The sequence below is a fragment of the Shewanella kaireitica genome (assembly GCF_023284045.1).
In the GTDB taxonomy this organism is placed as follows: Bacteria; Pseudomonadota; Gammaproteobacteria; order Enterobacterales; family Shewanellaceae; genus Shewanella; species Shewanella kaireitica.
In genome coordinates this window covers 340,190-364,939 of the sequence record NZ_JAKIKQ010000001.1, presented here as the reverse complement: position 1 = coordinate 364,939, position 24,750 = coordinate 340,190, and the positions used below count along the sequence as shown (strand labels likewise).

Annotated in this window: 21 protein-coding genes; 10 read left to right on the top strand and 11 right to left on the bottom strand. The window is 44.4% G+C overall.

Annotated elements, in window-relative coordinates; genetic code table 11:
* Positions 1–9 precede the first annotated feature (9 nt).
* The gene (locus L2730_RS01465) at positions 10–1,062 is read right to left on the bottom strand and encodes an OmpA family protein (RefSeq protein WP_248972967.1); all 1,053 of its coding nucleotides are present in this window, start codon (positions 1,060–1,062) and stop codon (positions 10–12) included.
* 266 nt (positions 1,063–1,328) lie between these two features.
* Between L2730_RS01465 and bamJ the strand changes: the two genes are divergently transcribed.
* A complete protein-coding gene (gene bamJ / locus L2730_RS01460; protein ID WP_020914190.1) occupies positions 1,329–1,799 on the top strand; it encodes a BamJ family beta-barrel-assembly machinery protein in 471 nt (156 codons plus the stop codon).
* Between the two features lie 71 nt (positions 1,800–1,870).
* On the opposite strand, the gene L2730_RS01455 is transcribed toward bamJ, so the two are convergent.
* The 3 genes from L2730_RS01455 to L2730_RS01445 form a co-directional block, all read right to left on the bottom strand.
* Positions 1,871–3,088, bottom strand: coding sequence for a M24 family metallopeptidase (locus tag L2730_RS01455; RefSeq protein ID WP_248972966.1), 1,218 nt, complete (start codon positions 3,086–3,088; stop codon positions 1,871–1,873).
* A 587-nt stretch (positions 3,089–3,675) separates the two neighbouring features.
* Positions 3,676–4,446 (bottom strand): ROK family protein, encoded by a 771-nt coding sequence (locus L2730_RS01450; protein WP_248972965.1) that lies wholly within the window; start codon positions 4,444–4,446, stop codon positions 3,676–3,678.
* A gap of 69 nt (positions 4,447–4,515) precedes the next feature.
* The gene (locus L2730_RS01445; protein WP_248972964.1) at positions 4,516–5,706 is read right to left on the bottom strand and encodes an MFS transporter; all 1,191 of its coding nucleotides are present in this window, start codon (positions 5,704–5,706) and stop codon (positions 4,516–4,518) included.
* A 296-nt stretch (positions 5,707–6,002) separates the two neighbouring features.
* On the opposite strand from L2730_RS01445, the gene L2730_RS01440 reads away from it, so the two are divergent.
* The 4 genes from L2730_RS01440 to L2730_RS01425 all read left to right on the top strand — a co-directional run bounded on the left by L2730_RS01440 (position 6,003) and on the right by L2730_RS01425 (position 11,106).
* The gene (locus tag L2730_RS01440) at positions 6,003–7,790 is read left to right on the top strand and encodes an aminopeptidase P family protein (protein WP_248972963.1); all 1,788 of its coding nucleotides are present in this window, start codon (positions 6,003–6,005) and stop codon (positions 7,788–7,790) included.
* Positions 7,791–7,976: 186 nt separating this feature from the next.
* Positions 7,977–9,275 carry a DEAD/DEAH box helicase gene (locus tag L2730_RS01435; protein ID WP_248972962.1) on the top strand — a complete coding sequence of 433 codons (1,299 nt, stop codon included), beginning with the start codon at positions 7,977–7,979 and terminating at the stop codon, positions 9,273–9,275.
* Positions 9,276–9,722: 447 nt separating this feature from the next.
* Complete coding sequence (locus L2730_RS01430) at positions 9,723–10,367, top strand: peroxiredoxin-like family protein (protein WP_248972961.1); 645 nt, start codon at positions 9,723–9,725, stop codon at positions 10,365–10,367.
* A gap of 94 nt (positions 10,368–10,461) precedes the next feature.
* Positions 10,462–11,106, top strand: a complete 645-nt coding sequence (locus tag L2730_RS01425) for a DUF2913 family protein (RefSeq protein ID WP_248972960.1) — start codon at positions 10,462–10,464, stop codon at positions 11,104–11,106.
* Positions 11,107–11,175: 69 nt separating this feature from the next.
* Here the strand turns inward: L2730_RS01425 and L2730_RS01420 are convergent, their stop codons facing one another.
* From L2730_RS01420 to L2730_RS01405, 4 genes are all read right to left on the bottom strand, one after another.
* Positions 11,176–13,002, bottom strand: a complete 1,827-nt coding sequence (locus tag L2730_RS01420; RefSeq protein WP_248972959.1) for a S8 family serine peptidase — start codon at positions 13,000–13,002, stop codon at positions 11,176–11,178.
* A gap of 541 nt (positions 13,003–13,543) precedes the next feature.
* Positions 13,544–15,319 carry a flotillin family protein gene (locus L2730_RS01415; RefSeq protein WP_248972958.1) on the bottom strand — a complete coding sequence of 592 codons (1,776 nt, stop codon included), beginning with the start codon at positions 15,317–15,319 and terminating at the stop codon, positions 13,544–13,546.
* 46 nt (positions 15,320–15,365) lie between these two features.
* The gene (locus tag L2730_RS01410) at positions 15,366–15,989 is read right to left on the bottom strand and encodes an OB-fold-containig protein (RefSeq protein ID WP_248972957.1); all 624 of its coding nucleotides are present in this window, start codon (positions 15,987–15,989) and stop codon (positions 15,366–15,368) included.
* A 152-nt stretch (positions 15,990–16,141) separates the two neighbouring features.
* Positions 16,142–16,690 carry a DsrE family protein gene (locus L2730_RS01405; protein WP_248972956.1) on the bottom strand — a complete coding sequence of 183 codons (549 nt, stop codon included), beginning with the start codon at positions 16,688–16,690 and terminating at the stop codon, positions 16,142–16,144.
* Positions 16,691–16,804: 114 nt separating this feature from the next.
* On the opposite strand from L2730_RS01405, the gene L2730_RS01400 reads away from it, so the two are divergent.
* The 4 genes from L2730_RS01400 to L2730_RS01385 all read left to right on the top strand — a co-directional run bounded on the left by L2730_RS01400 (position 16,805) and on the right by L2730_RS01385 (position 19,719).
* Positions 16,805–18,292: a carboxypeptidase M32 gene (locus tag L2730_RS01400; protein WP_248972955.1), complete on the top strand. Its 1,488-nt coding sequence runs from the start codon at positions 16,805–16,807 to the stop codon at positions 18,290–18,292.
* Positions 18,293–18,316: 24 nt separating this feature from the next.
* Entirely contained in the window at positions 18,317–18,796 is a 480-nt protein-coding gene (locus L2730_RS01395; protein ID WP_248972954.1) for a GNAT family N-acetyltransferase, read from the top strand.
* Between the two features lie 99 nt (positions 18,797–18,895).
* Positions 18,896–19,150 (top strand): DUF2960 domain-containing protein, encoded by a 255-nt coding sequence (locus L2730_RS01390; RefSeq protein ID WP_020914207.1) that lies wholly within the window; start codon positions 18,896–18,898, stop codon positions 19,148–19,150.
* Positions 19,151–19,209: 59 nt separating this feature from the next.
* The gene (locus L2730_RS01385) at positions 19,210–19,719 is read left to right on the top strand and encodes an RDD family protein (RefSeq protein WP_248973170.1); all 510 of its coding nucleotides are present in this window, start codon (positions 19,210–19,212) and stop codon (positions 19,717–19,719) included.
* Between the two features lie 115 nt (positions 19,720–19,834).
* Here L2730_RS01385 and lptG read toward each other — a convergent pair whose 3' ends face one another.
* Positions 19,835–20,893 carry an LPS export ABC transporter permease LptG gene (gene lptG, locus L2730_RS01380; protein WP_248972953.1) on the bottom strand — a complete coding sequence of 353 codons (1,059 nt, stop codon included), beginning with the start codon at positions 20,891–20,893 and terminating at the stop codon, positions 19,835–19,837.
* Entirely contained in the window at positions 20,890–22,005 is a 1,116-nt protein-coding gene (gene lptF / locus L2730_RS01375) for an LPS export ABC transporter permease LptF (protein WP_248972952.1), read from the bottom strand. The genes lptG and lptF overlap by 4 nt, the downstream gene beginning before the upstream one ends.
* A gap of 223 nt (positions 22,006–22,228) precedes the next feature.
* Here lptF and pepA point away from each other — a divergent pair, with 223 nt between their 5' ends.
* A complete protein-coding gene (pepA, locus tag L2730_RS01370; protein ID WP_220738404.1) occupies positions 22,229–23,737 on the top strand; it encodes a leucyl aminopeptidase in 1,509 nt (502 codons plus the stop codon).
* Positions 23,738–24,270: 533 nt separating this feature from the next.
* On the opposite strand, the gene L2730_RS01365 is transcribed toward pepA, so the two are convergent.
* A complete protein-coding gene (locus L2730_RS01365; RefSeq protein ID WP_248972951.1) occupies positions 24,271–24,675 on the bottom strand; it encodes an XRE family transcriptional regulator in 405 nt (134 codons plus the stop codon).
* Positions 24,676–24,750: the final 75 nt, after the last annotated feature.

Below are 24,750 nucleotides of genomic sequence, written 5' to 3'. Positions count from 1 at the left end.
TATCAGTCCTTATCTTACAGGCAAGGTCATAGGTGGGATATAGATAAGTACTCGACGATTTTCATGCCGATGACTTTCACTGTTGTTATCGAGGATAGGAGATTGCTCACCATAACCGTGCGCCAATACCTGCTGGGGGTTAACACCTTGCGAAATAAAGTAATCAGCAACGGCTTGAGCCCGTCGTTCTGATAAAGCTTGATTGTATTCAGCATGACCTTTGGAGTCGGTGTAACCCTTTATGTTAGCTATGGCTGCGGGCTGTTGCAGCAAACGTTCTAGTGCTGACATTAAAGGTGCGACCTCGCTAACTTCACTGCTATCAAATTCAAACAGAGTGGTCACAGCAAGAGCCGGTAAGGTAATAACAGCGGGAACTATTGGCTCAACAATCGCGGGCTGCGTCATTGGTTGCGGCGCAGGTTTTGTCTTAGAGTGACTCCTTCCAAAACGGTAACTAATGCCTAAAGTCGTCAAATGACCATTACTACCACCAATAAGCTCACTTCCAAGCGAATCCATGTATTGATATTCAACTCGCGCAACCCAAGATGGTGTAATTGCGTACCCTAAGCCAATACCTACCATTGGCGCCCAGTCCGAGTCCGATATGGTATTCAGCGGACCTTGATTGTCACCATCCCAGTATAAACTGCCAGCTTTAGCAAACAGTTCAAAGCTCTCACTCAAGTTCATACGAGTGATAGCTGAAAGCTCCCAGCCTTTCATTGTTCCTACATATCGATTATCAACACCACTTTCAGAATAATCCGCAACCGCTTTACCCAAATCTAAATAAGCAGTTTCAAATCCTAAGTGTTGCCAAAGCAGGTACCCAGCAAAAACACCATAACCCGTATCGTTAGCATCACAACTGATGCTCCAGTCTTCACAGGCATTTTGATAATGCATTTGGCCAACTTTAGCGCCAGCGTAGAAATATGACTCAAACGATGGTGTTTGAGCATGCTCAGAGTCATTAGGGTTTGCAAATGCAGAAGATGAAAACATCACGCTAACCAGCGTAAAGAAAGAAAAACTAATAACGTTCAACTTTGACATATATTCTTCCTTGAGCAAGAAAATTCAATCACCAGAGTGACTAACAGTTATTGATTATTCAGTCTAAACCCTATTTGGTATTTCACCAGTTTTCAGTTTAAATATTAAGCATATAGTTATATAAGAACTGAAATTTTTTATCCTAATATGCTGCGTATTAATGCGAAGTTTTACCTCTATACATCAATCTGAGATGGCGACGATTTAACTTAAGATTTAGATTGGTTATGATGGCTCCACCGTTTTATTAATCAAATGACACCATAATGAAAATGATCCTCGCCGTAGTCGTCATTGCCTGCGTAATTTTTTACTTCTTTACTTCAATGAATAACCAAAAAGCAGCTAAAGAGAATATTGAACTGGGTAATGCCTTTCTAGCAGAAAACAAATTGAAAGAGGGTGTCACCACCACTGCGTCAGGGCTGCAGTATCAGGTATTGGCGGCGGGCGATGGTACTGTCCATCCCAAGGCAAGTGATACTGTTACCGTTCACTACCATGGCACTTTAATAGACGGTACTGTATTTGATAGCTCTGTTGAGCGCGGCGAGCCAATAGGCTTTCCATTAAATCGCGTGATTAAGGGCTGGACAGAAGGTGTGCAACTGATGGTTGTTGGCGAGAAAGCGCGCTTTTTTATTCCAAGTGAATTAGCCTACGGCAATCGCAGTGCTGGCAAAATTGCTGGCGGTTCAACACTTATCTTTGATGTCGAGCTCATCAGTATCGATTAACCGTCGCTTTAAAACAAAAGCCCGAACGGTTAACCATTCGGGCTTTTTTGTGTCATGTTTTTGAGTAAACGCTAAGCTTCATAACCGAATGGATCATCGATTGAATGTGCAGGCTTGGTAAACCAAACAGGGCCTTGCTCGGTCATGTAAAAGTGGTCTTCATGACGTACACCAAACTCACCCGGGACACATAGCATTGGCTCGTTACTAAAACACATACCTGCTGCCAGTGGAGTCTGATCGTTAAGCACTAAATACGGCCATTCATGAATATCTAAGCCAATACCGTGCCCAGTACGATGTGGTAAACCCGGTACGTCATAACCAGGGCCAAAACCTTTAGCCTCTAGCACATCACGAGCAGCACGGTCGACACTAGCACAGCTTGCCCCTAACTGCGCCGCTTCAAATGCTGCAATTTGCGCATCTTGCTCACACTGCCATAACTCACGTTGGCGCGCACATGGTTCACCATATACATAAGTACGGGTAATATCTGAGTTGTAACCAAATAGCTGGCAACCTGTATCAATTAATACCGTGTCGTTTAACTCCAGCGCTTTTGGCGATTTAACTCCGTGCGGATAAGCGCTGTCTTCACCAAACAGTACAATACAGAAATAAGATCCTGCCGAGATACCAACCTTGATGTGCGCCGCATTAATAAAGGCTTCAACTTCAGTAGTGGTGATACCTTCGCGAAGTATACGCGCTACAGCCTTATGTACCTCTAACGTCATATCTTTAGCGCGTTGCAATAAACTTAGCTCTGTTGCAGATTTAATCATTCGGCAACCTGCTGTTGCAGGTTTGGCATTAACATAATTGAACTGTGGGTGCGCTTGACGAACACCATCAAAAATAAAGAATGCTGCAGACTCATCAATACCGATATCACCTGAGCTAATGCCCATTTGAGCCAGAACATTACCAAATAGTGCGTAAGGACTTTCATCTTCTTGCCAAGTGTTTACCTTACCTTCAATCGTCATGTAACCAAGTAAGGTATCAACTTCAAATGCAGGCGCGATGTATTCAACCGCGCCACTAGCAGGAATAATCGCTCCCACCATGCGCTCGCTAGCATACCAGCGTGTTCCAGTAAAATAGTATAGGTTGGTGCCAGCGTTGACATAAATAGCGGCAATTCCTTCAGCCTGCATTATTGACTGTGCGTTTGCGATGCGTGCTGAGTATTCATCGCGGCTAATTGGCGCTGCACCTTGAGTCATGTCTGTGAGCTTTGCTAGCTCTTGTTCTGCGGTAGAACCGCCTACACCTATAGTCATCTGCTTACCCTTACCTTAAAAGTTAACGCTAAGCGGTGAAGCCACTCCGTATTCACGGCGTTCAACGCTTATAATAAATGAAGCATCCCTCCCACCTTATCGCCATTACTACGGCAATATTTGAACAGGAAGGTCTATTTTAGAATATCTGCCACACTTTCTAGCATAAAATATACAAAAGTTCACTGAGAATTACAGGTAATTGATAAATAGTTATACCAATTGCATTAAAAGTTTGACCATTCAGCGGGAATTCAAAACGCTGTAGGAAAGTAGTGGGATATGAGCTAATAGTTATTCTATATCCAAATCCCATAGCGAATCATACAGCGTTTTGCCAATTTGTTTCACCTCAGCCGCACTACGTGAGTTCCTCAGTCTTTCCACTTCTGCTTTGCATTGGCTTAAAAGGGAACAACCATTTCTTTACCAATGCGCTTTGAATTGAAAAGGCTGAGGGGCTCTGAACTGGCCAAATACTTAATGCAATTGGTATTATTGAAAGCTTGCATTAATCTGAGGAAATGTTGTTTATCAGCAACAAAAAAGGAGCGACTAGCGCTCCTTAATATGATTCGATTTAGTCATTAGCTCGCTAACATCACTTTTAGCCCGCGACATACTATGGTTTCACGGTCATCAACGCGATTAATCTTTGCACTGGCCAACGGCGCTCTTAATGCCATCTGTTTTAATGTGTCGACGCAGCCTTTATAGTAATCAAGGTTATTCATCATACTGCCCGCAAGATAGACTCGAGAGGGATTAAAAAGGTTAACTGTCCAAGCTAACCCCATGCCTAAGTAGCTACCTGCGCGATATAGATCCGCGCTACTACTGAGATTTCGCGCCACAATAGACTCACCACTCGCAAGCCTTTCTAAACTAAATTCGCCTGACTCAGTCATCACTCTGCAATGCCCAAGCTCTCCAGCTATTCCCGCAGCCCCAGTAAAAGGTTTACCGTTAATCGCTATCGACATCCCAATACCAGTATCACACATTACTAGCAGTTCACACTGCTGCTTAGGCTCTAACAATGCTCGCATAGCGGCATCGCTATCGTTAGCAATGATGCTCCGCTTAGCCCGTGTCACCAGCTGCTCAGCTGACAAACCATTAAGCCCCGGTAGTGACTTACAAGCGACTAATTGCTTGTCTTGCACCAAACCAGGAACAGCAATCCCCAACGAGTAGCCATTAAGATCATAGTCTTGCTCTAGCTCTGCAATTTGAGTGTTTAAACTGTCTATATTGAACGAATCGCTGGCACCGATCTTATATTGTTCAACTCGCCCTTGAGTTTCAATCTCAAATAAAGCTTTTGAACCACTAATATCCACCGTTAATGTTTGCACCAACTACTCCTAAGACGTTCACAAATATCGATTAAATAGCTTACCACAACAAACTTAATATCAGGTTAGTTAGCCATCTTTTTGTAACATGCGACTTTTGGATAGTTTCCACCAAGCGATGAGTAACAGTAAGGCAGCAATCAGTGGCAAACAGCTGATCAGTAATATCTCCCACCCTAGTACATAAATCACCCAACCTGCGCTCAGTGACGCCATCGCTTGTGCACCAAAAACAAAGCTATCGTTAAACGCTTGCACCTTGTAGCGTTCATCTTTGTTATAACAGCGAGGTAGCAAAGCAGTTCCCGCCACAAAAAGAAAATTCCAACCTAGACCAAGTAAGACCAACGCAGCCCAATAATTTAGTAGATCATGCCCAAGCAGCGCGGTGACAATGGTGATCACATAAGCAAGTAAGCCGAGCAACATCATCTTAGATACACCAATGCGTACCACCAATGCGCCACTGATCAATGAAGGCAGGTACATAGCGATAATGTGACTTTGAATAACCCATTTAGTATCGGCAAGCGAGTGATGTTCAATATGATGCATATGTAGCGGAGTGGCCGTCATCACAAAGCTCATCATGGCATAGCCCAATGTTGCCCCCGCAATCGCCACCCAAATTCGCGGTTGTGACAAAATAATCCCTAGAGGACGACCAGTGCTTTGAGCTGATTTAATCGTAGGCTTACGTTCGATTTCAGCTTCCCGATAAAAACATAGAATGACCGCAGCTATCAAACTCACCATGGTTAGGAAGAAAAAAGCGCCAACATAAGCTTGCTCTGATAAAACATCACCGATTACCGCCAATTCAGGTCCAATAATGGCTGCCACTAGCCCACCCAATAATACCCTTGAGGCCGCTTTAGCAGCCAAAGCTTCAGACACCGACTCCATCGCCGCAAAACGATATTGCTGCACCACAGCGCCTGCAGAACCTAGCATCATGCCGCTTAAACAAAATAGGAAAAAATTTTGCTGTGACGTCGCAAAAGCCGCTAATACTCCAGAGCTTGCGGCCACCAATGCCCCTGAAATAAATATCGATTTTCGACCAAAAGCTTGCATCAATTTAGACACAGGTACGATAGACAATGCGACACCCACGACCATAGAAGCTATCGGCAAGGTTGCCAGTTCTGGTGATGGTGCGATCTCTGCACCGATAATGCCGCCTAACAACATCATCATTGGCGTGGCACTCATGGCAAATGCCTGTGCCAACGTTAGTAGCCATACATTAAATGACATAAGCTTTTAATTATCCTTAAACAACGCAATTAAAATACGACGTCGTAACTTTGCTCAAAAAATTTGTTGCAACATAGTGGCACGAATTTAGTGTTAACTCACCAAGGTAAACCTCTGAATATAGGCTTCTTGTCACAGACAATGCTAAAAAATAGTAAAAAAGATGATACAAATAAGCGAGTAAGTCACTCCCCTAGCGATAATAGATTGTGATAACCTCCGCGCTAAAGTAGAACTAAAACTCATAACCTTCAGCCAATAACCTGTTGCTGAATAAGTGCTAGTTGGGAGCCAAAATGTCAAATACTATTGCCGCGCGTCTCAGTGCGATTCGAACCGAGATGGCAAAATCTAATCTCGATGCTTTTATTATTCCTCGCGCAGATGAGTATTTGGGAGAGTATGTGCCTGCCCATAATGAACGTATGCTATGGAGCAGCGGGTTTACCGGTTCTGCTGGCATGATCATTGTCTTAAAAGACTCAGCAGCTATCTTTGTCGATGGCCGCTACACGGTGCAGGTTCGTCAACAAGTTGATGCAGAACTATTTGAATACTTAAGCTTACACGACACCCCGCAAGCCCAATGGCTGACAGAGAAACTTAGTGCCAACGCTAATGTAGGCTTTGATGCAAGACTACACACCCTTTCTTGGTTCAACAATACTCGCAATACATTAAGCAAAGCACAGATAGAGTTAGTCGCCGTTAAAGACAATCCAATTGACCTTAACTGGAGCGATAGACCACAAGCATCAAGTGAACCTATCATGGCCTTTAGCGAACAAAGTGCCGGTCGCAGCAGCATAGAGAAACGCTGTACAATAGGCGCAGCAGTTAAGGCCGCTGGCGCTGATATCGCAATTATCGCAACCCTAGATTCATTCTGTTGGCTACTCAATATTCGTGGTAAAGATGTGCCACGTTTACCTGTAGTTTTAGGTACTGCCTTGCTTCATGCCAACGGCGATATGCTGCTATTTACTGACACCACAAAGCTGCCTGAAGGAATTGAGCAACATGTTGGGCAAGGTGTTAGCTTTAAAACCGAAGCAGAACTTGAAACTGAACTAGGCAAGCTTAAAGGCGCTAAAGTGCTCGCAAGCCCAGATACCACCAATGCTTGGTTACAGATCACCGCAAAAAATGCCGGAGCAGAGCTTATTGCTGGTGCCGATCCGGTTGCTCTGCCTAAAGCGCAAAAAAATGACGCTGAACTTGGTGGAATGAAGGCCTGTCATATTCGTGATGGTGTCGCCGTTAGCCGTTTTCTAGCTTGGCTCGATAGCGAAGTGAAGGCTGAGCGTTTATATGATGAAGCACAACTTGCCGATAAGCTAGAAAGCTTTCGCCTTGAAGATCCGCTATATCAAGAGCCAAGTTTCGATACTATTTCAGCCGCAGGTGCCAATGCAGCGATGTGTCATTACAACCATAACGATGGCACGCCAGCACTGATGACCATGAACAGTATCTATCTGGTCGATTCTGGTGCTCAGTACCTAGATGGCACTACCGATGTCACTCGTACCATCGCTATTGGTGAAGTGACTGACGAGCAACGCAAGATGGTTACCTTAGTGCTTAAAGGTCATATCGCCATTGATCAAGCTAAGTTTCCACAGGGCACATCAGGGCAACAACTAGACTCTTTCGCTCGTCAATATCTGTGGCAACATGGTTTCGATTTCGATCATGGTACAGGTCACGGTGTAGGCCACTACCTCAGCGTTCATGAAGGGCCGCAGGGGATAGGCAAGAATAGAACTACGGTTCCTTTAGTTGCTGGAATGGTGTTATCCAATGAGCCTGGCTATTACCGTGCCAATGAGTTTGGTATTCGGCTGGAAAACTTAGTCGCTGTGCGTCCATCTGTCACTTTAGCCAATAGTGAGCGCGAGATGTTAGAGTTCGAAGCGCTAACCTTTATTCCGATGGATGCTCGACTAATAGATAAGAGCTTACTGACTTGCGCTGAAATTGAGTGGTTCAACCGATACCACCAGCAGGTGCGAGAAAAGCTAACGCCGCACATGCAAGCTGATGAGCTAGCATGGCTCAATAAGGTTACCGCCGCGATTTAGTTTGGCGCACTACCGAACAAGCAGCGCTTCAGCGCTGCTTTTTTATTGATTTCATTTGTCGTAGTCTAGAAAATAAGTACAGGTTTTAAGCTAAAGTTTGCTATACTCCGCCGCCTCCATTTTAATGGTGGATAGAAGTTAGCGCTGTACGCTAGCGGTTGAATAGTTGATTACAGGACCCTCATCATGAGATTTGAATCTTTTAGTTTTGCTCCCGAGATTTTGCGCGCCATCTCTGAATGTGGTTATCAAAAAATGACACCTATTCAGCAGCAGGCAATTCCAGCGGTTCGCCGTGGTCAGGATGTGTTAGCTAGCGCCCAAACTGGTACAGGTAAAACGGCTGCATTTTCACTGCCTATCTTGCAAAAAATGCTTGATAACCCAAGCGCGACGCAACGCTCTAACACTCGAGCGTTAATTTTAACGCCTACTCGCGAGTTAGCGGCGCAAATTGCCGACAACATTAATGATTACGCGAAATACCTTGAGGTCAATGTCGTCACAATTGTCGGCGGCGTAAAAATGGATAGCCAGGCCACTAAGCTAAAACGCGGTGCCGATATTATTATCGCCACCCCAGGTCGCTTACTTGAGCATATCGTTGCCTGTAACCTTAGCCTTTCAAATGTCGACTTTTTAGTACTCGATGAAGCCGACCGTATGCTAGATATGGGTTTTAGTGCCGATATCCAAAAAATTCTACAAGCAGTGAATAGCAAACGTCAGAACTTAATGTTCTCAGCTACCTTCTCTTCTGCAGTGAAAAAGCTTGCCAGTGAAATGATGACTAAACCCAATGTCATCACGGCTGATAAACAGAACACCACCGCTGATACTGTTAGCCAAGTTATATACCCAGTAGAGCAACGCCGTAAGCGTGAGCTACTTTCAGAACTTATCGGCAAGAAAAACTGGCAACAAGTATTGGTGTTTACAGCCACCCGTGATGCCGCGGATAAACTCGAGAAAGAGCTTAACCTTGATGGTATTCCAACGGCAGTAGTACACGGCGAAAAAGCGCAAGGTAGCCGACGTCGTGCACTGCGTGAATTTAAAGAAGGCAAGATGCGCGTGCTAGTTGCAACCGAAGTTGCAGCTCGCGGCCTCGACATTCAAGACCTTGAGTATGTGGTCAATTACGACCTACCTTTCCTTGCAGAAGATTATGTTCACCGTATAGGCCGTACTGGCCGCGCAGGTAAATCTGGCGTTGCCATCTCATTTGTCAGTCGTGAAGAGGAACGCACCTTAGCTGATATTGAAAAACTGATTGGCCAAAAATTACGCCGCGTAACGGTTCCAGGTTACGAAGTGGGTAGTCGAGATCTACTTATCAAACAGCTGCAAACTCGTCGCAGTTTCGCCAAGAAACAACAACGTAGCGATAATGCTGGCGCTCAAGTGATTGCCGAGAAAAACATGCAAGGTCGTCGCGTGAAAGTGAAAAACGCCTCTCCGGCAAAAATTAAGAAGATAAAATAATCGCAGTACGGACATCGAATTATTTTATAATCAAAAAAAGCACCATATGGTGCTTTTTTGTGCGTATTATTTAGGGGCTGTTGATCTTTCGAGCTTAGTTTTTGTTCGGCTCTTTACCGTAAGGAATAATGCTTCTAGTACAAGGCTTGAGCGATAAAGCTTAGCTGGCTAAGTGAAAAGCTCATAACACATTCTAGTCATAAAAGAATAGAAGCATTGAATCGAACCCAAAGGGCCGCGTTTCTTGGCTATTTTTACTGTGTTGTAGACTATTTGTGGAGAATAACTAAACGGCATAGCCTCCGCCTTGTCAAAATAGCCAATAAACTGCGGCAAAAACAACCGTGAAAGATCAACAGCCCCTAGCAACAGACATTGAAAGTTAAATTACATTTCACAGGTCTATTATTTGGCGAATAACTCCCTCTACATTCAAAGGCCAAAATAATGTTAAAAAAGACCTTAGTTGCACTGTCACTCTCACTATCAACACTGCTGTTTAGCTTGCCTGTTTTTGCTAAACCTATCGCACTCGATGAATTGAATGTGATGCCGTTAATGAACGGACAAACTATCCCTTCTGCTTCACTAAAAGATCTCAATGGCAACAGTGTTGATATCGCCAAACTCACTGCCGGAAAACCCAGCATTATCTTTTTCTATCGTGGTGGCTGGTGCCCATTTTGCAACTCTCAAATGGGTCAGTTACAAGCAATTGAGCCACAGCTACTTGAGATGGGCTATCAACTGATTGGGATCTCTCCCGACACACCAGAAAAACTAAAGGCCTCGATGACCAAACAAGACCTCAGTTACACCTTGTTATCCGATGCCAATTTAGAGACCAGTAAAGCCTTCGGCCTAGCCTATTACACCAGTGCCAAAACCACTGCGCGTTACACCAGCAAGATGAAGCTTGAAAATAAACTGTGGCAAACGCCATCTGGCGAGCAGCGCTTAGTATTACCTGTTCCTGCCGTTTATATCAGCGATGCTAGCGGCCTAGTGCATTTCCAATATGTAAATCCAAACTTTAGAGTGCGCCCAGCACCTGAACTAATTACTACCGCGGCAAAATTGGCACTCAAATAATCTCTTGCAGCTGCGCTTCAACGTAGCTGTTAAAGACGGGATTAGCTATAATCTCTCCGCCGTATCCTCACTTACTTTCCACGGCGGAGATCTCATGTCCGATACCAGTTATAACCAAGCCCTTTTAGACTTTGCTAACGCAGGTCTTGCTGCTCTTTCCGATTATGCGGCAAAAAGCAGCAGTGCTAAAACCCCCGCCGCTGAGAGTCATTTTTTATGTAGCTGGATGGTAACCGCCCTTAAAGAACGTCGCTTCCCTAAATTAATCGCCGATGATCTCACCTTTTGGATAAGACAAGCTCGTAGCATGGGCGCAGCTGCAGAGCTTAAGCTGTTACTGCAAAAAATTAGTCAGCAGTACAGCTACATTGCCGATAAACAACAAGGGCTGGCGGCATCTTTAAAGGCGATGTTGGTTGAGCTTGAAGCCGACGATTGGCTTATCATTACCGATCAAGAAGTGACTAAAAAGCTAAAACTTGCAAGTGATGGTCACTCGAGTTTGATCATACCTGAAGATCAATTTCAGCAACGCATTGACGGCGCAGAACTGGTAAAACCCATTACCCTTTATGTGCGTGCCCAAGAGCCTACTTTTTCCGCGGTGGCTTATAAGCATGATCTACTGCTCAGCCCTGGCAACAAAAAGGCCTCTTTGATTAAGCACCATAAGGCTTACCAAATATGGCCGAAAAACTTGCAGCCAGCACTATCAATATTGCAACCGCTAACGCATTAATCTCACTATGATGAAACAAAAAGGCCTGCTAAATGCAGGCCTTTTTTATCTACTCAGTTGAAATAGCTTTTAGAATGTTACACTCACATTAGCACTACAGGTTGTTGTTCCTGCGTCACATGCTTTATAGGTGTATGTTCCGCCGCCTTTAGTCGTAATAGTATCGATATAGTTTGCATTGCTTGCTGATGAACCAACAAGGTTGCCATCACGATAAACATCCACAGTGCTGCCTGCTGCGCCACTAAAGCTAAGCTCAACGGTTTTTACACCACGTTGCTTATAATGGTTAGTCGTAACAGCTAGACCATCGCCCGTGCCTGGGTCACCACCGTTATCACCACCTGCACAACCATTAGCCGTTAAGTAAGCATCAGCCGCTGCAGCATCAGCAATACCGTGACCAAAGTAAACGTCATGACCACTTGCACCACTGTCCATTGCTGAAGCATTCAATGCTGCGCGGATTTCGCTGCCGGTACATTCTGTATGATTAGACCATACTCTTGCTGCGATACCCGATACAGCAGGTGTTGCCATTGAAGTACCGCTCATAAAGCCGTAATCAGAGGTGCCAATTGCAATATCCGCATTAGCAGCCGCAATCAGCGCAGATCTGTCTTCAAATGCTGCGCCAACAGCTGGGATAGTCGTGGCATTGGTGTCGCCTAATGTTCCATAAAGCATACCGGGTTCATTATTGATAATAACGGCGCCGACACCACCTGAGTTTTCACAATTAAGCACTTTGTCATGGAAAGAGATAACGCCACGATCAATCATACAAACCATACCGTTTGCACCAGCATTGGTCGTCTCAGCTGTGCCCATATAAAATACACTGCCTGATATAGAGCCAGCATTTTCCATTGCAGAGCTTGAGTACGCTACGCCATCAGCACTCATGTTGGATGCTGTTGCCATACCCGCAGGGTAGGTTGATAGGGTATCTACACCACCTGCGGCAATCTCAACACAGATACTGGTATCTGTTTTTTGCTTTTTACCTCGACCCGTCGTACACGTTGGAAACTGCGAGAAATCAGCGATGTCGTTATTTGCATCATTAGCGCCAACCATCATCACTGAAGGATAACCTGCAGGATATGAGCGAACACTGTTGCCATCATTACCCGCTGCCGCAACGACTAGGCCACCTGCATCAGTGAAAGACTGGAATGCATTTGATTCTGTAGAGTTTGAACCGCCACCACCTAGGCTCATACTGATAATATTGGCGCCAGCCGCACTACATAAGTTAGCAGCATGAGCAAGATCGGATGAATAACCCCAACCCTCGGCATTAAATACTTTAATAATGTGCATATCAACGCCAGGTGCCATGCCCACCACACCTACGCTATTATCTGCAGCGCCAACCGTACCGGCCACATGCGTACCATGTGGGCCACCATTTTCATCCCAATTGCCAGTACCACTGTCATTGTCACCGCTAATATTGCCCCATTCAAAATCTGGATTCGAAGCATCTAAACCAGAATCAATGATACAAACTTTCATACCAGCAGCATTATTAAATCCAATATCATTCACATTAGATTGATAAACGGCATAAGGAGTTATTTGCTGCGTCATAGGGTTGCCAACGTCGTCACTGAATGACATTAACGCTCGACGCTGATCCACTTCGACAAGCTGAATATGTGGGTTGTTAAGCAAACCTTTCACTTGAGCGAGATCTTTTCCTGAAAATGTCGCTGCAATAAAGCCATCACCATCAAGCTTTAATTCTCCGCCCATCTTCTTTGCTAAGGCTTTTACAACGCCTTTTTTACTGTTATCCACTTGAATAACATATCGCTCATCTGCTGTTGCTGCCGCAGAGGCGCCAACAGATAGTGCTATTAAGGTCGCTGCAATTCTTGTCAATTTCATAAAGTGTTACTCCAGAAAGGTTTGCACAAGGCTCTTTTATGGCCCAATTAATTATTAGATTCTTTAACTACAAATCCCTTAATTGGCAGTAATACCAACTAAATGGAACTTAAAAACCTAGCACAACCCATCAAATGTAACAATAAGTTAACAAATGTAAACACTGTAAACACATAACAAGGTGAATAAAAAGACATCGCTAGGTTGCTAACCCAAAAAAATTATCATTACTTTTTTCAATTAATTAACTAAAATTTTAGAATATTCTATATGAACTAAAAATGTGGAATTACTGATTAAAGATTCAACATATTTTTTTGGCATATCTTCCTCGCACTAAAGTATTATCGAGTAATTAGCCGCAAATACGCGTTTAGAATTGCAGGCGGCGCTGGAGGTGACTCTGGTAAGGTAAGATAAAGTAAAAATCCACTTTGTCAGCCAAGTTTAAAAGCGGGTAATACTCTGTACTACATAATACTCATTTGCTTTAGACACAAAAAAGCGCCCCGAAAGGCGCTCTTTTTAGATGACAGAGAATTTAGTTGAGGTCCGCTGCTGTGGCTTGCTTATGACTGTGACCGTCGAGTGTATCGAGCTCAACTTTAGGGATATTAAGCGCTTGCTCTGTGAGGCTGTTGTTACCTTTTAGCAGCTCACTTAAATTACCCGTTTTTGCATCAACTAGCCCTAGCTCTTGCAGCATCGCATCAACTACAGGCCCATTAGCGCGGTAATTTAACGCTGCGGTAGTGACTTGCTCAGCAATGCCCCCTTGTTGGCCAACAGTATCTACAGCAGTCGCATTACCTGTGCCTGCACCGTAGCCTTGCAAGATCTTAATGCCTTCAATGCTTTCCAGTGGCTTAACAGATTCCTTAATAATGTCAGGCAACGAAGCTAAAATCGCCAGTGAGCGTTGCAGTGCAATCTGCTCATCGCTCAATACGTTCTCAGCTTCATGCAGCGCTTGCTTACCGGCGGCATCAACCGCATAGACCTTTTCATCCGCTTCTGCGCTTAACTTCTTCGCATCTGCAGCGGCTTTCGCTTCAATTAAGATCGCACTCGATCTATCTTCAGCTGCACGCTTTTCAGCTTCAGCTTCAACGGTGACTCCCACCGCCTCACGCTCAGCTTCTTTACGTGCATCAATCACTTCAATCTCTTTACGACGGTTAGCTTCGGCCACTTGACGAGTAGTGATAACCGCTTCTTCCTTCTCTACTTTGAGCTTCTCAGCGTCAGCTGCTTGCGCACGCGCTGCAGACTCCTCTTCTGATTTAGCGGCAACCGCAATCTGCTTGTCTTGCTCAGCCACTTCGATATCGCGCTGTTGCTGAATACGTGATTGCTCAATCGCTTTACGCTTTTCGATTTCACGGGTTTCAATATCTTTGGTTTTCTCAATCTCTGCAGTTTCAATAGCACGCTCTTTAGCAATTTCAGCCTCTCGCTCTTCACGCGTTTTTTGCTCTTGTTGCTTTAAGATCTCCGCTTTTTGCTCTGCCCGCTTAAACTCTAGCGCTTGTTGTTGCACTAGCCTTGCTTCCTCTTCCGTCTTTTCAATTTCAAGCGACTGCTTTTCAGCTTCGAGGTTACGCTGCTCTATTTTAATTCGGTTTTCCTGCTCGATATCATTGGTCTCTTTGCGCTTCTCCTCAATGATCTTAGCTAAGCGCGCGCGACCTTCTGCATCAAAGGCATTATTCTCATTGAAAAACTGCAGGTCAGTTTGATCGAAGCCTGTTAACGATACCGATTCCAGCTCAAGACCATTTTTCTCAAGGTCATTAGCGACATTATTTTGCACTCGCTGTACAAAGTCAGCCCGCTGCTCATGCATTTCGGTCATATTCATCTCTGCCGCCACCGCTCGAAGTACATCGACAAACTTACTCTCCATCAACTTTTTAAGCTCTTCAACTCGTGTTGTTCTGGTGCCAAGTGTTTGCGCTGCCATGGAGATCCCCTCAACATTAGGAGCAACTCGCAGGTAAAAGTCAGCTTTAACATCGACTCGCATGCGGTCTTTGGTTATCAAGGCATCTTTTTGGGTTTTTTCCACTTCAATGCGCAAGGTATTCATATTAACTACGGTAGTTTCGTGCAATACAGGTAGCACGATGGCGCCACCGTCTTTGATTATTTTCTCACCACCAAAACCTGTTCTAACAAACGCCATCTCTTTGGTGGCGCGGCAATATAGTTTGGCAAAAATCATCCCTATAACCAACATACCGACAAAGACTGAGCCCGCGACTATCAAAGCAAAGCTACCACCAAATCCTGCTGCTATATCTTGTACTGGTTCCATCTATAATGTTCCTTCATTATTTACGTTAAATTTATTAAATATAAGCTTAAGGTTCTAATTTGGCAGCCCGCCAAACGCTCCCCTTACGTTTTAATAATACGACTTGAGTGCCTGTTGGAAACTCGACACCAAGCTCATCGGGCTCGACTAAAACGTAGTGTTTTTGCATATAACCGTCTTTAACAACAGCCTCACTTGGGTTACCTAAAACGGCTTTACCGATTGTTAGAATACCGACACATCCATTAAGGTCTTCGACAGAAACGGCTGATGATTCATTTTTTGGCAAAATATTAGCAAGCCTGCCCCCAAGAAAATGACAACTTATAGCCATCAGCATTAGTGAAATGGGCAAAGAGACAGATTGAGATAGGAGGCTGTTAAACCAGCTAAGGGAGAAGTAATTTACAGATAAACCTGCAATGGCGAAGCTAACTAGTGCCAATACAAACCAAATGAGCAGTGGCAAACGACTAATACACAACCAACCAGCGAGCCCTGTGACTCCACCGACATCATTGCTGTCACCATTAGGCGCCCAATCATCGAGCAGCCCTAAAAAGCTGGCACCAATGACAAGAGATAAGCTTTCTACAATACCTAATATACCGACGATACAAAGCGCGATGGCATAGGGTAAATTGTCTTGGCTTAACAGAAATAAAACCATTAAATCCTCCGTGAACACAATTTATCCGCATTATCCTCTGCGGCGTAAGGCTTCGCTGCCTTACAATGTGGCTAACTGCATAATTTAAAATAATTTATGCAGTATTCAGCATACCAAACTTTGTCCCTTAGCCAAACTAAAAAATCCGCAGCTTAAAAAGGATTCAAGCTGTAGCCCTCTCTTGCTGCAATGGCGTGAGCAGTCATTGCAGACAATGCCATATCAACTCCGGGTAACAGTTGCTGTAGCGTAACATCATAATAAGCAGCACTTTGGCCGCACAAATTAAACTTAACCCCAAGCTTTGATAGCTGGCTTATCAACTCCGCATTGGTGTTAGGCTGACCTTGAGTTGATTGAAAGTATTTTTCCTTTGTAAAATCTTTGACGGCACTGCCGTGTACCACCATCATCAAGTCGATATCATCGAGTGCGACACCGTTACTGACATGCATATTGATAAAACGCGCCAACGTATCCAAACTACGGTTAACTTTGCCTGGTTCAGCGGCTTTACTCACATCGAATACCACTTTGAATGTCATCCCTTTAGGGATGACTAAGCTAGTCTCAACATCGGCAACTTTACCGTATTGGGGTAAGACAACACCCGACTTAAATGCATCGCCCCCTGCCATGAGGTTAAAACTGCACAGCATTAAACTTGCCGCAATAAAACTCTGCCCCTGAACTTTGTTCATTATTATCTCCTTTTAGATTACTGCGAATGCAATATCAATAATCGATTTCGTACGCTTATTTGCCGTTAAAGTTCGTGCTAGCATAGCGAGATTAACCATCATTAGCAGACCTTTATGAATCAACCTGCAAATAAGCACTATGAATTGCTTTGCGATCACTTTCAAAGCATTAGCCATTTTGAGCATTTGAGCGCACTCGGTGATTGGGATCAAGCCGCAATGATGCCTATTGGCGGCGGTGAGGCGCGAGGCGCTGCAATGGCTGAACTTGCCAAGCATATTCATTCATTGAAAACGGCGCCCATGCTAGAGCAAACTATTGCCGCTGCTGAGTTAGAAGCGTTAGCTCCCCAACAGCAGGCCAACCTTCGAGAGATCCGCTATCAGTTTCAACAAGCGAATATTGTTCCAGGAAGTCTTGTTGAAGCTAAAACCAAAGCCGCATACAAATGCGAGCAAGCTTGGCGAGAGCAGCGAAGTCAAAACGATTGGCAAGGTTTTAGACCTAACCTTGAAAATGTACTCGCACTCGCAAAAGAGGAAGCGCAGATCCGTGCTGAAGCTCTCAACATCTCCCCTTACGATGCACTATTGGATAAGTTTGAGCCAGGGATGACATCGGCAAGGCTTGAGCAAATATTTGGTGGTTTGAAAAGCTGGTTACCTGGGTTAATTGAGCAAGTTCAGGAAAAGCAACGACATCAAGATCGTTTTACGATCCCCCATGCCTCAAGTGATGCCCAAGCACTGTTAAGTCGTGATGTAATGACATTACTACAGTTTGACTTTAATCACGGCAGGCTCGATACCAGCAGCCACCCATTTTGTGGCGGCGTTGCCAGTGATGTTCGCCTAACCACTCGTTATGATGAAGCTGACTTTACCAGCGGCTTGATGGGCGTTGTGCATGAAACCGGTCATGCAAAATATGAGCAAGGCTTACCGCTTAAATGGCGCGGTCAACCCGCAGGTGTTGCGCGCTCAATGGCAATCCACGAAAGCCAAAGTTTGTTCTGCGAGATGCAACTTGGGCGCGGTGGTGCTTTTCTCAAACAACTGCAACCTATGTTGCAACAGCGCTTGAATTGCAACTTAAACTACGAGCAGTTGCTTAATATCTACTCTAGAGTCACACCCGGTCATATCAGAGTCGATGCCGATGAATTCACCTACCCTTGCCATATTCTGCTGCGCTTTGAAGCAGAGAAAGCATTAGTCAGTAATCAACTCGCTGTCGCCGATCTCCCCGATTTTTGGTCGGCGCAGATGCAGTCCCTTTTAGGTATCAATACCGATGGTGACTACAAGAACGGTTGCATGCAAGATATTCACTGGGCTGTTGGTGAGATGGGTTACTTCCCTAGTTACACATTAGGTGCTATGTATGCGGCTCAATTTAGGATGGCAATGGAGCAACAATTAGGCTCTATGGAGTCACTTGTCGCAAATGGAAAATTATCATCGGTAATGGGTTGGCTTGAACATAATATTTGGTCAAAAGGCAGTTTATTGTCCACCGATGAACTGGTTAAGCAGGCCACGGGAGAGACACTCAACCCTGAATACTTTAAACAGCATTTAATACAAAGATACTCCTTTTAAGCTAAGCACAGGCGGTATAAATTGATGAGATTACGCAATATTGAAACAAGTGACTGGCCGAGTATTCTTGAGATCCAGCTTGAGTGCTATCCACAGATAGAACCGGAGTCATTAGCAGTGCTGCAGAGTAAATGGTTAGCATCACCGCAGTCTTGTTTTAGCCTGGAACTTAGCCAACAAGTTGTAGGTTATTGTTTGGCTCATCCTTGGATAATCAATCATCCGCCCACCTTAGAGCAAGAGTTAGAGAGAATCACTGCAAGCGACACGCTGTACCTGCACGATATTGCACTGTCTGCGAAGGCTCAAGGTAAAGGAGCTGGCCGCCTGATCCTGGAGCAACTCATGCAATTCGCCAAGAATAATGGCTTTAGCAACATTAGCTTGATTGCCGTACAAGGCGCTGATCGCTATTGGCAACGACAAGGCTTTAAAGTGCAGGAAATTGATAAAGATCTTAGCGATTATCCTGCCGATGCCTGTTATATGGTTTATACCTTGTAGTCGAGATTTGCTATCATAGCGATAAATAACCTCAACATGCTACAGACTGCATTTTGAGGCTGCTTGGGCTTGCACCCAATTTCAAATGAGAAGAGCAATATGGCCGTAAGAATCACCTATAAGTTCAAAGGCAAAGCAAAAGAAATTAACTTTGCCTACGACAAATTTCATGACATCTATGAAGCCGTTGCGGCTGAAGAAGGCGTTGATTTAACTCGCTACCATATGATGGAACAGCAAGTAGAAATGACATCTAAAGGCTCTTCAGCAGTAAGGGATTTCCGTAATAAGGAGTTTGCTAGATTTGGTTTTAGCGATATCTATTACATAAAAGATGACCCTAAAGCGCGTTAATTCGTTAAACGCTTCCCAGGAAACTAACCAATTGAGTGATATTAATGACAGCAAACTCTATACCCAATAGCGATCATGCCAACTTTCCACGCGCTGGTTTTTTCAAACGCTGCGGCGCTATTATTTACGATCTGTTGCTAGCAGTCGCCGTTTATATGATCGCAGGTGCGATTGGTTTTGGCATTTTCACCGCACTGGTTTCAGGCGGGCTAATCGACATAACAGGTTATGAACATGTGTCCGATGCACTTAATGCCATCCCTTTGTATAAAGGGATCTACCAATTCTGGATCGCGCTATGTGTAGGCTTGTTCTACATCAGCTTCTGGAGCTACGGTGGCCAAACTTTAGGGATGCGAGCATGGAGACTTAAAATCCAGCATCCGAATGGTCAGAACCTTAGTATGGTAACAGCTGCAGCGAGACTTATCTGGTCATTACTCGGCATAGGTAATTTGTGGATATTGATTAACGGTGACAAGCTTGCATTGCAAGATATGATGACCCGCTCTGAAGTGGTGGTATTGTCTAAAGAAGCTAATCAGATGCGTAATTGGCGAGGCGTTTAATCGCTTATATGCGGTTAGGCGTTAGGCGTTAGGCGTTAGGCAGAACATAAAAAGCCAATAAACTTGCTCGCAAGTATATTGGCTTTTTTGTTCCAACCTTCTACAGATTAGGCCTTTATTTACGGATATAGTACAGCGCACCAGCACTGAATATTACTGCGGGCATTCCGGCACTAATAAATGCTGGTAAACCGTAAACAATACTCAATGGTCCAAACACCTCACTGCATATATAGAAACTAAAGCCAGCAACGACCCCAAGCAGAACTCGCGCCCCCATGGTCACCGTTCGCAGTGGACCAAATACAAAGGAGAGTGCAACTAACATCATTACCGCAATGGTCACCGGCTGCATTAGCTTGCGCCACAATGCTAATTCATAGCGCGCAGAAGCTTGATTGTTGTTTTGTAGATAGTCTAAATAATCCAGTAAGCCTTCGATAGAAAGTGACTCAGGCTTAACCGATACCACACTTAATTTCTCAGGTGTCAGAGACGATACCCATTTATCTTCATCAAGGTTGCTCAGCACCACTTGCTCGCTCTTTAGTGACGTTCTTCTAACGTCATAGAGCTGCCAAAACTTACCCATATATTTAGCAGTTTCAGCATGCACGGTGCTGGTAAGATTAGTGGTATCATCAAATTCATACAAAGTGATATCACGTAAATTATTGCTATCGACAACGCCGCCAATATTGACAAACAGATCGCCATCTTTAGCCCAAACCCCGCGAGTAGATTCAATCAAACTACCGCCAGAGATCTGCGTTCGCTGGATCTCTTTCGCTCGAACCTCGGCAACAGGCGCAACATACTCTGAGAGTAGCATGACTAAAATCATTAAAGGTATCGCAGTTTTCATCGCTGACAACGCTATTTGCAAGCGCGATAAACCGGATGATTGCATCACCACTAATTCAGAATTAGATGCCAACATCCCCATGCCGGTAAGCGCACCAAGCAACACCGCCATAGGAAAAAACATTTCGATATCACGGGGGATCAAAAACAGTACATAGATCCCCGCATCCATCATGCTATAGGTGCCTCGTCCTACGAGTCTTAACTGATCAACCCACTTAATAATGCCCGATAAACCCGTCAAAATAAGCAGTGACAAAGAGGAACTACTGATAAGAACTTTAGCGATATAGAAGTCTAAAATTCTCATGTGCGGGCCGCCTTTTTGCGCTTAAACACACCAGAAAGTTTCGCCCCTGTCGGCCGCTCTTTACCAAGCAAGAGTAAGCCTATTAACAGGGCGGAGGCATGGATCCACCACATCCCGAGAATCTCAGGCACCACCCCATCCTCTAGCGATTTTCGACCCGCAACCATCAGCCCGAAGTAGCCTAAATAAAGTAAAATAGCCGGGAACATCTTAGCGAATTTACCTTGACGGTTATTAACTCGTGCCATAGGTACAGCAATCAAAGTCATTAAAGGAATAGCCAAAGGTATCGCTAAACGCCAATGAAACTCAGCAGTCGCTTCTGGCGTATCAATATCCATCAATTGATCAATCGGCAGTGCAGAGAGCTTACGTCTGCGCTCACCCGCCTCTTGCTCTTTAATCTCCATCTGATAGCCACCAAATTCGACGACTTGATAATCAACGCGTTTTGGACTCCCCTGATATTGGACCCCATCTTCAAGCTGCAATCTTTGCCCGCCTGTAGCGTCTTCAACCACCTTGCCAGAACGTGCAACCACAACATTAGCTAGGCCCGTTTCATCATCAGGATCCGGAAGCTGGGCAACAAATACCTTATCAAGCTTATTGTCTCGACCAATACGTTCCACAAATAACACCGCACGGCCATTAGGGCTGGTTTGAAAGCGACCTTGGGTAAGTGCAGCGATGCCCGCCTCAGACTGGGCGTGCTCCAACACCTGGTTTTGCCGCTCTTCTGCCCAAGGTGTGACATAGATAGACAAGAAACCAGTGAAAATCATATTAACCACAGCCAGCAGCAAAGTGACTCGGGTGATATACCATTCACTAATACCAACACCGTGCAAAATAACCATCTCATTTTCAGAGTACATACGGCCATGAGCCAGCAAAATACCTAAAAATAGACTAAGAGGCAGCACTAAAACAATTAGAAACGGCATGTTGAGCCCTAGCAATGTCATCACTAGGGAAGCAGGAAATTCGCCATCAGAAGCGTCAGCAAGCACACGCACGAAATGTTGGCTAATAAAAATAGCTAACAGCACCAAAAGTACCGCTATTTGGGCCTTTAAAACTTCTCGAATCAAGTATCTAAATACAATCACAGGTAGGATCCTGTCTCTAAACTTTGAATTATGCTGGTATCAATACAACTTTCATGTAAACTGTCTACTTTTAGTAGTTTTGTAACCAACAATTGCATAACATGGCCAGGGAAAACACCTGAAAAATCTATTTTAGGGTGAGCCATATTTAGGCCCTTTTTGGGCACAAGCAGACATTATCTAATAAATAATAAAATTTGTCTTTAAGAATCTAGGAGAGCTCATGGAGTTTAGCGTAAAGAGCGGTAGCCCAGAGAAGCAACGCTCAGCTTGTATCGTCGTAGGTGTATATGAGCCAAGACGCTTGTCCGGTATCGCCGAACAGTTAGATAAGATCAGTGAAGGTTACATCAGTAACCTACTTCGTCGTGGCGATTTGGAAGGTAAGCCAGGACAGATGTTATTACTGCATCATGTACCTAACGTATTAAGCGAACGTGTACTTTTGGTCGGTTGTGGTAAAGAGCGTGAACTTGATGAACGCCAATACAAGCAAATCATCACTAAGACCATTAATACTCTAAACGAAACAGGTTCAATGGAAGCTGTTTGTTTTCTTACCGAACTACACGTGAAAGGTCGTGACACATACTGGAAAGTACGTGAAGCGGTCGAAAGTACGCAAAACAGCTTATACAGTTTTGATGCGCTTAAGACACGTAAAGGTGAAACTCGTCGTCCACTACGTAAGTTGGTGTTTAACGTACCAACTCGCCGCGAGCTAACTGTTGGCGAACGCGCGATAGAGCATGGTATGGCTGTATCAGCCGGTATGCACCTTTGTCGCGACGTGGCAAACATGCCGCCAAACATCTGTAACCCCGCTTACCTTGCATCACAAGCTCGTCAAATCGCCGAAAATACTGAGAACCTCACAGTAACAACGGTTGGTGAAGAGCAGATGGAAAAACTAGGAATGAATTCATACCTAGCTGTAGGCCGCGGTAGTGATAACGAATCAGTTATGACTATCATGGAATACAAGGGCGCAGTTGATAATACTCAGAAGCCAATTGTACTTGTCGGTAAAGGGCTAACCTTCGATTCAGGTGGTATTTCACTTAAGCCAGGCGAAGGCATGGATGAGATGAAATACGACATGGGCGGCGCAGCAGGTGTTATCGGTGCGATGAAAGCATTGTGTGACATGCAGTTACCCATCAACGTCATCGGCGTACTAGCTGGCTGTGAAAACATGCCTTCTAGTAATGCATATCGTCCAGGCGACATCTTAACCACTATGTCAGGTCAAACGGTTGAAGTGTTAAACACTGATGCTGAAGGCCGTTTAGTTTTATGTGATGTATTAACTTACGTTGAGCGCTTTGACCCAGAATTAGTGGTTGATACAGCAACCTTAACCGGCGCATGTGTTATTGCACTGGGTAAGCACGCATCAGGGCTGTTCTCTGGTCATAACCCGCTTGCACATGAGCTACTTAATGCTGGTGAGCAAAGTGGTGACCGCGCATGGCGCATGCCATTATGGGATGAGTACCAAGAGCACTTAGAGAGCCCATTTGCTGATATGACTAACTTAGGTGGTCGTCCAGCAGGTTCTATTACTGCAGCTTGTTTCTTATCTCGTTTTGCTAAGAAGTATAACTGGGCACATATTGATGTGGCTGGTACAGCTTGGAACAGCGGTGCCAATAAAGGTTCTACAGGTCGCCCTGTACCATTATTGACTCAGTTCTTAATCAACCGCGCAGGCGTTGATCAAGGCGAGTAATTTGCTTTAGCGAAAGCGACTTGTCTAGCATTGCTAGACAAAATAAAAGCCAGTTGTTAATTCAACTGGCTTTTTTAATGCTTTGTGTTTTTAACCAATAGAGATTGAAGCTCATTTGGGTCAGAAATACATTAACGTAAAAGTCTAAAGATCTGTATTGAGGTTAAGCGGGGTATGGCAATTCAGCTGCCTTGAACTTTTGCAAGCCGCCGTAAATATATCCCTATAGGCTCTGCTAAATCATCCATGATTTAGAAGCTTGCACAGCCCAATCCAGATGAATACTTGCAAGTCGATGGTAGTCGTTAACTCATTTTTGGACAAAAGTGAGTTGTGGAAGATCCAATATTAGCGACTCGTGAATAACTATAAGTATGGAAAGTCACTTAACTTGGTGTCCAGCTTATCGAGGCAGAACAGCTATAACGGGCAGAATATCAAGTATCGTGGAGATTAATAATACACTGTATTCTATGCTTAACTATACAACGTTACCTATCAGAAACTCTTCCCTTTCCCCTCAGTATAGTGCCCTAGCTTTCTTTTCTAGCATGTAGAATCTGGTCTATTTCAAACAGCACCTCTAATTGCGCTTGATCCCTAGATAGAAGCGTATCCCACATCTTTAACATGGTGGCAGTCCCTACGGGCTTGCCTCCTTGCTCAATTTCCTCTTGGGTAAGCGGAAGCATTTGAATCAAACTGATATCAAGTGTCTTAGCAATCTGACACAGTTCAATGAATGTAAACTGGCTCTTCGACTCTCTATCTAATTTTATATACAAAGAGCTTACTGGTAATTGAGTTTTTTGTGCTAACTGGTGTTTAGACCAACCATGATTCGCTATTAAGTACTCAATTCTTTCTATTAACATGGTTTTGAGTTGATATTCATCAACACCAAAAAACTCGTATCCTTCGGTATTTATATCGGGCATTCCAACACCTGTAAATTAGCAGCTATTCATTTCCAGCATATGGAAACCATACGTCATATTATAGCCTCATCAAAT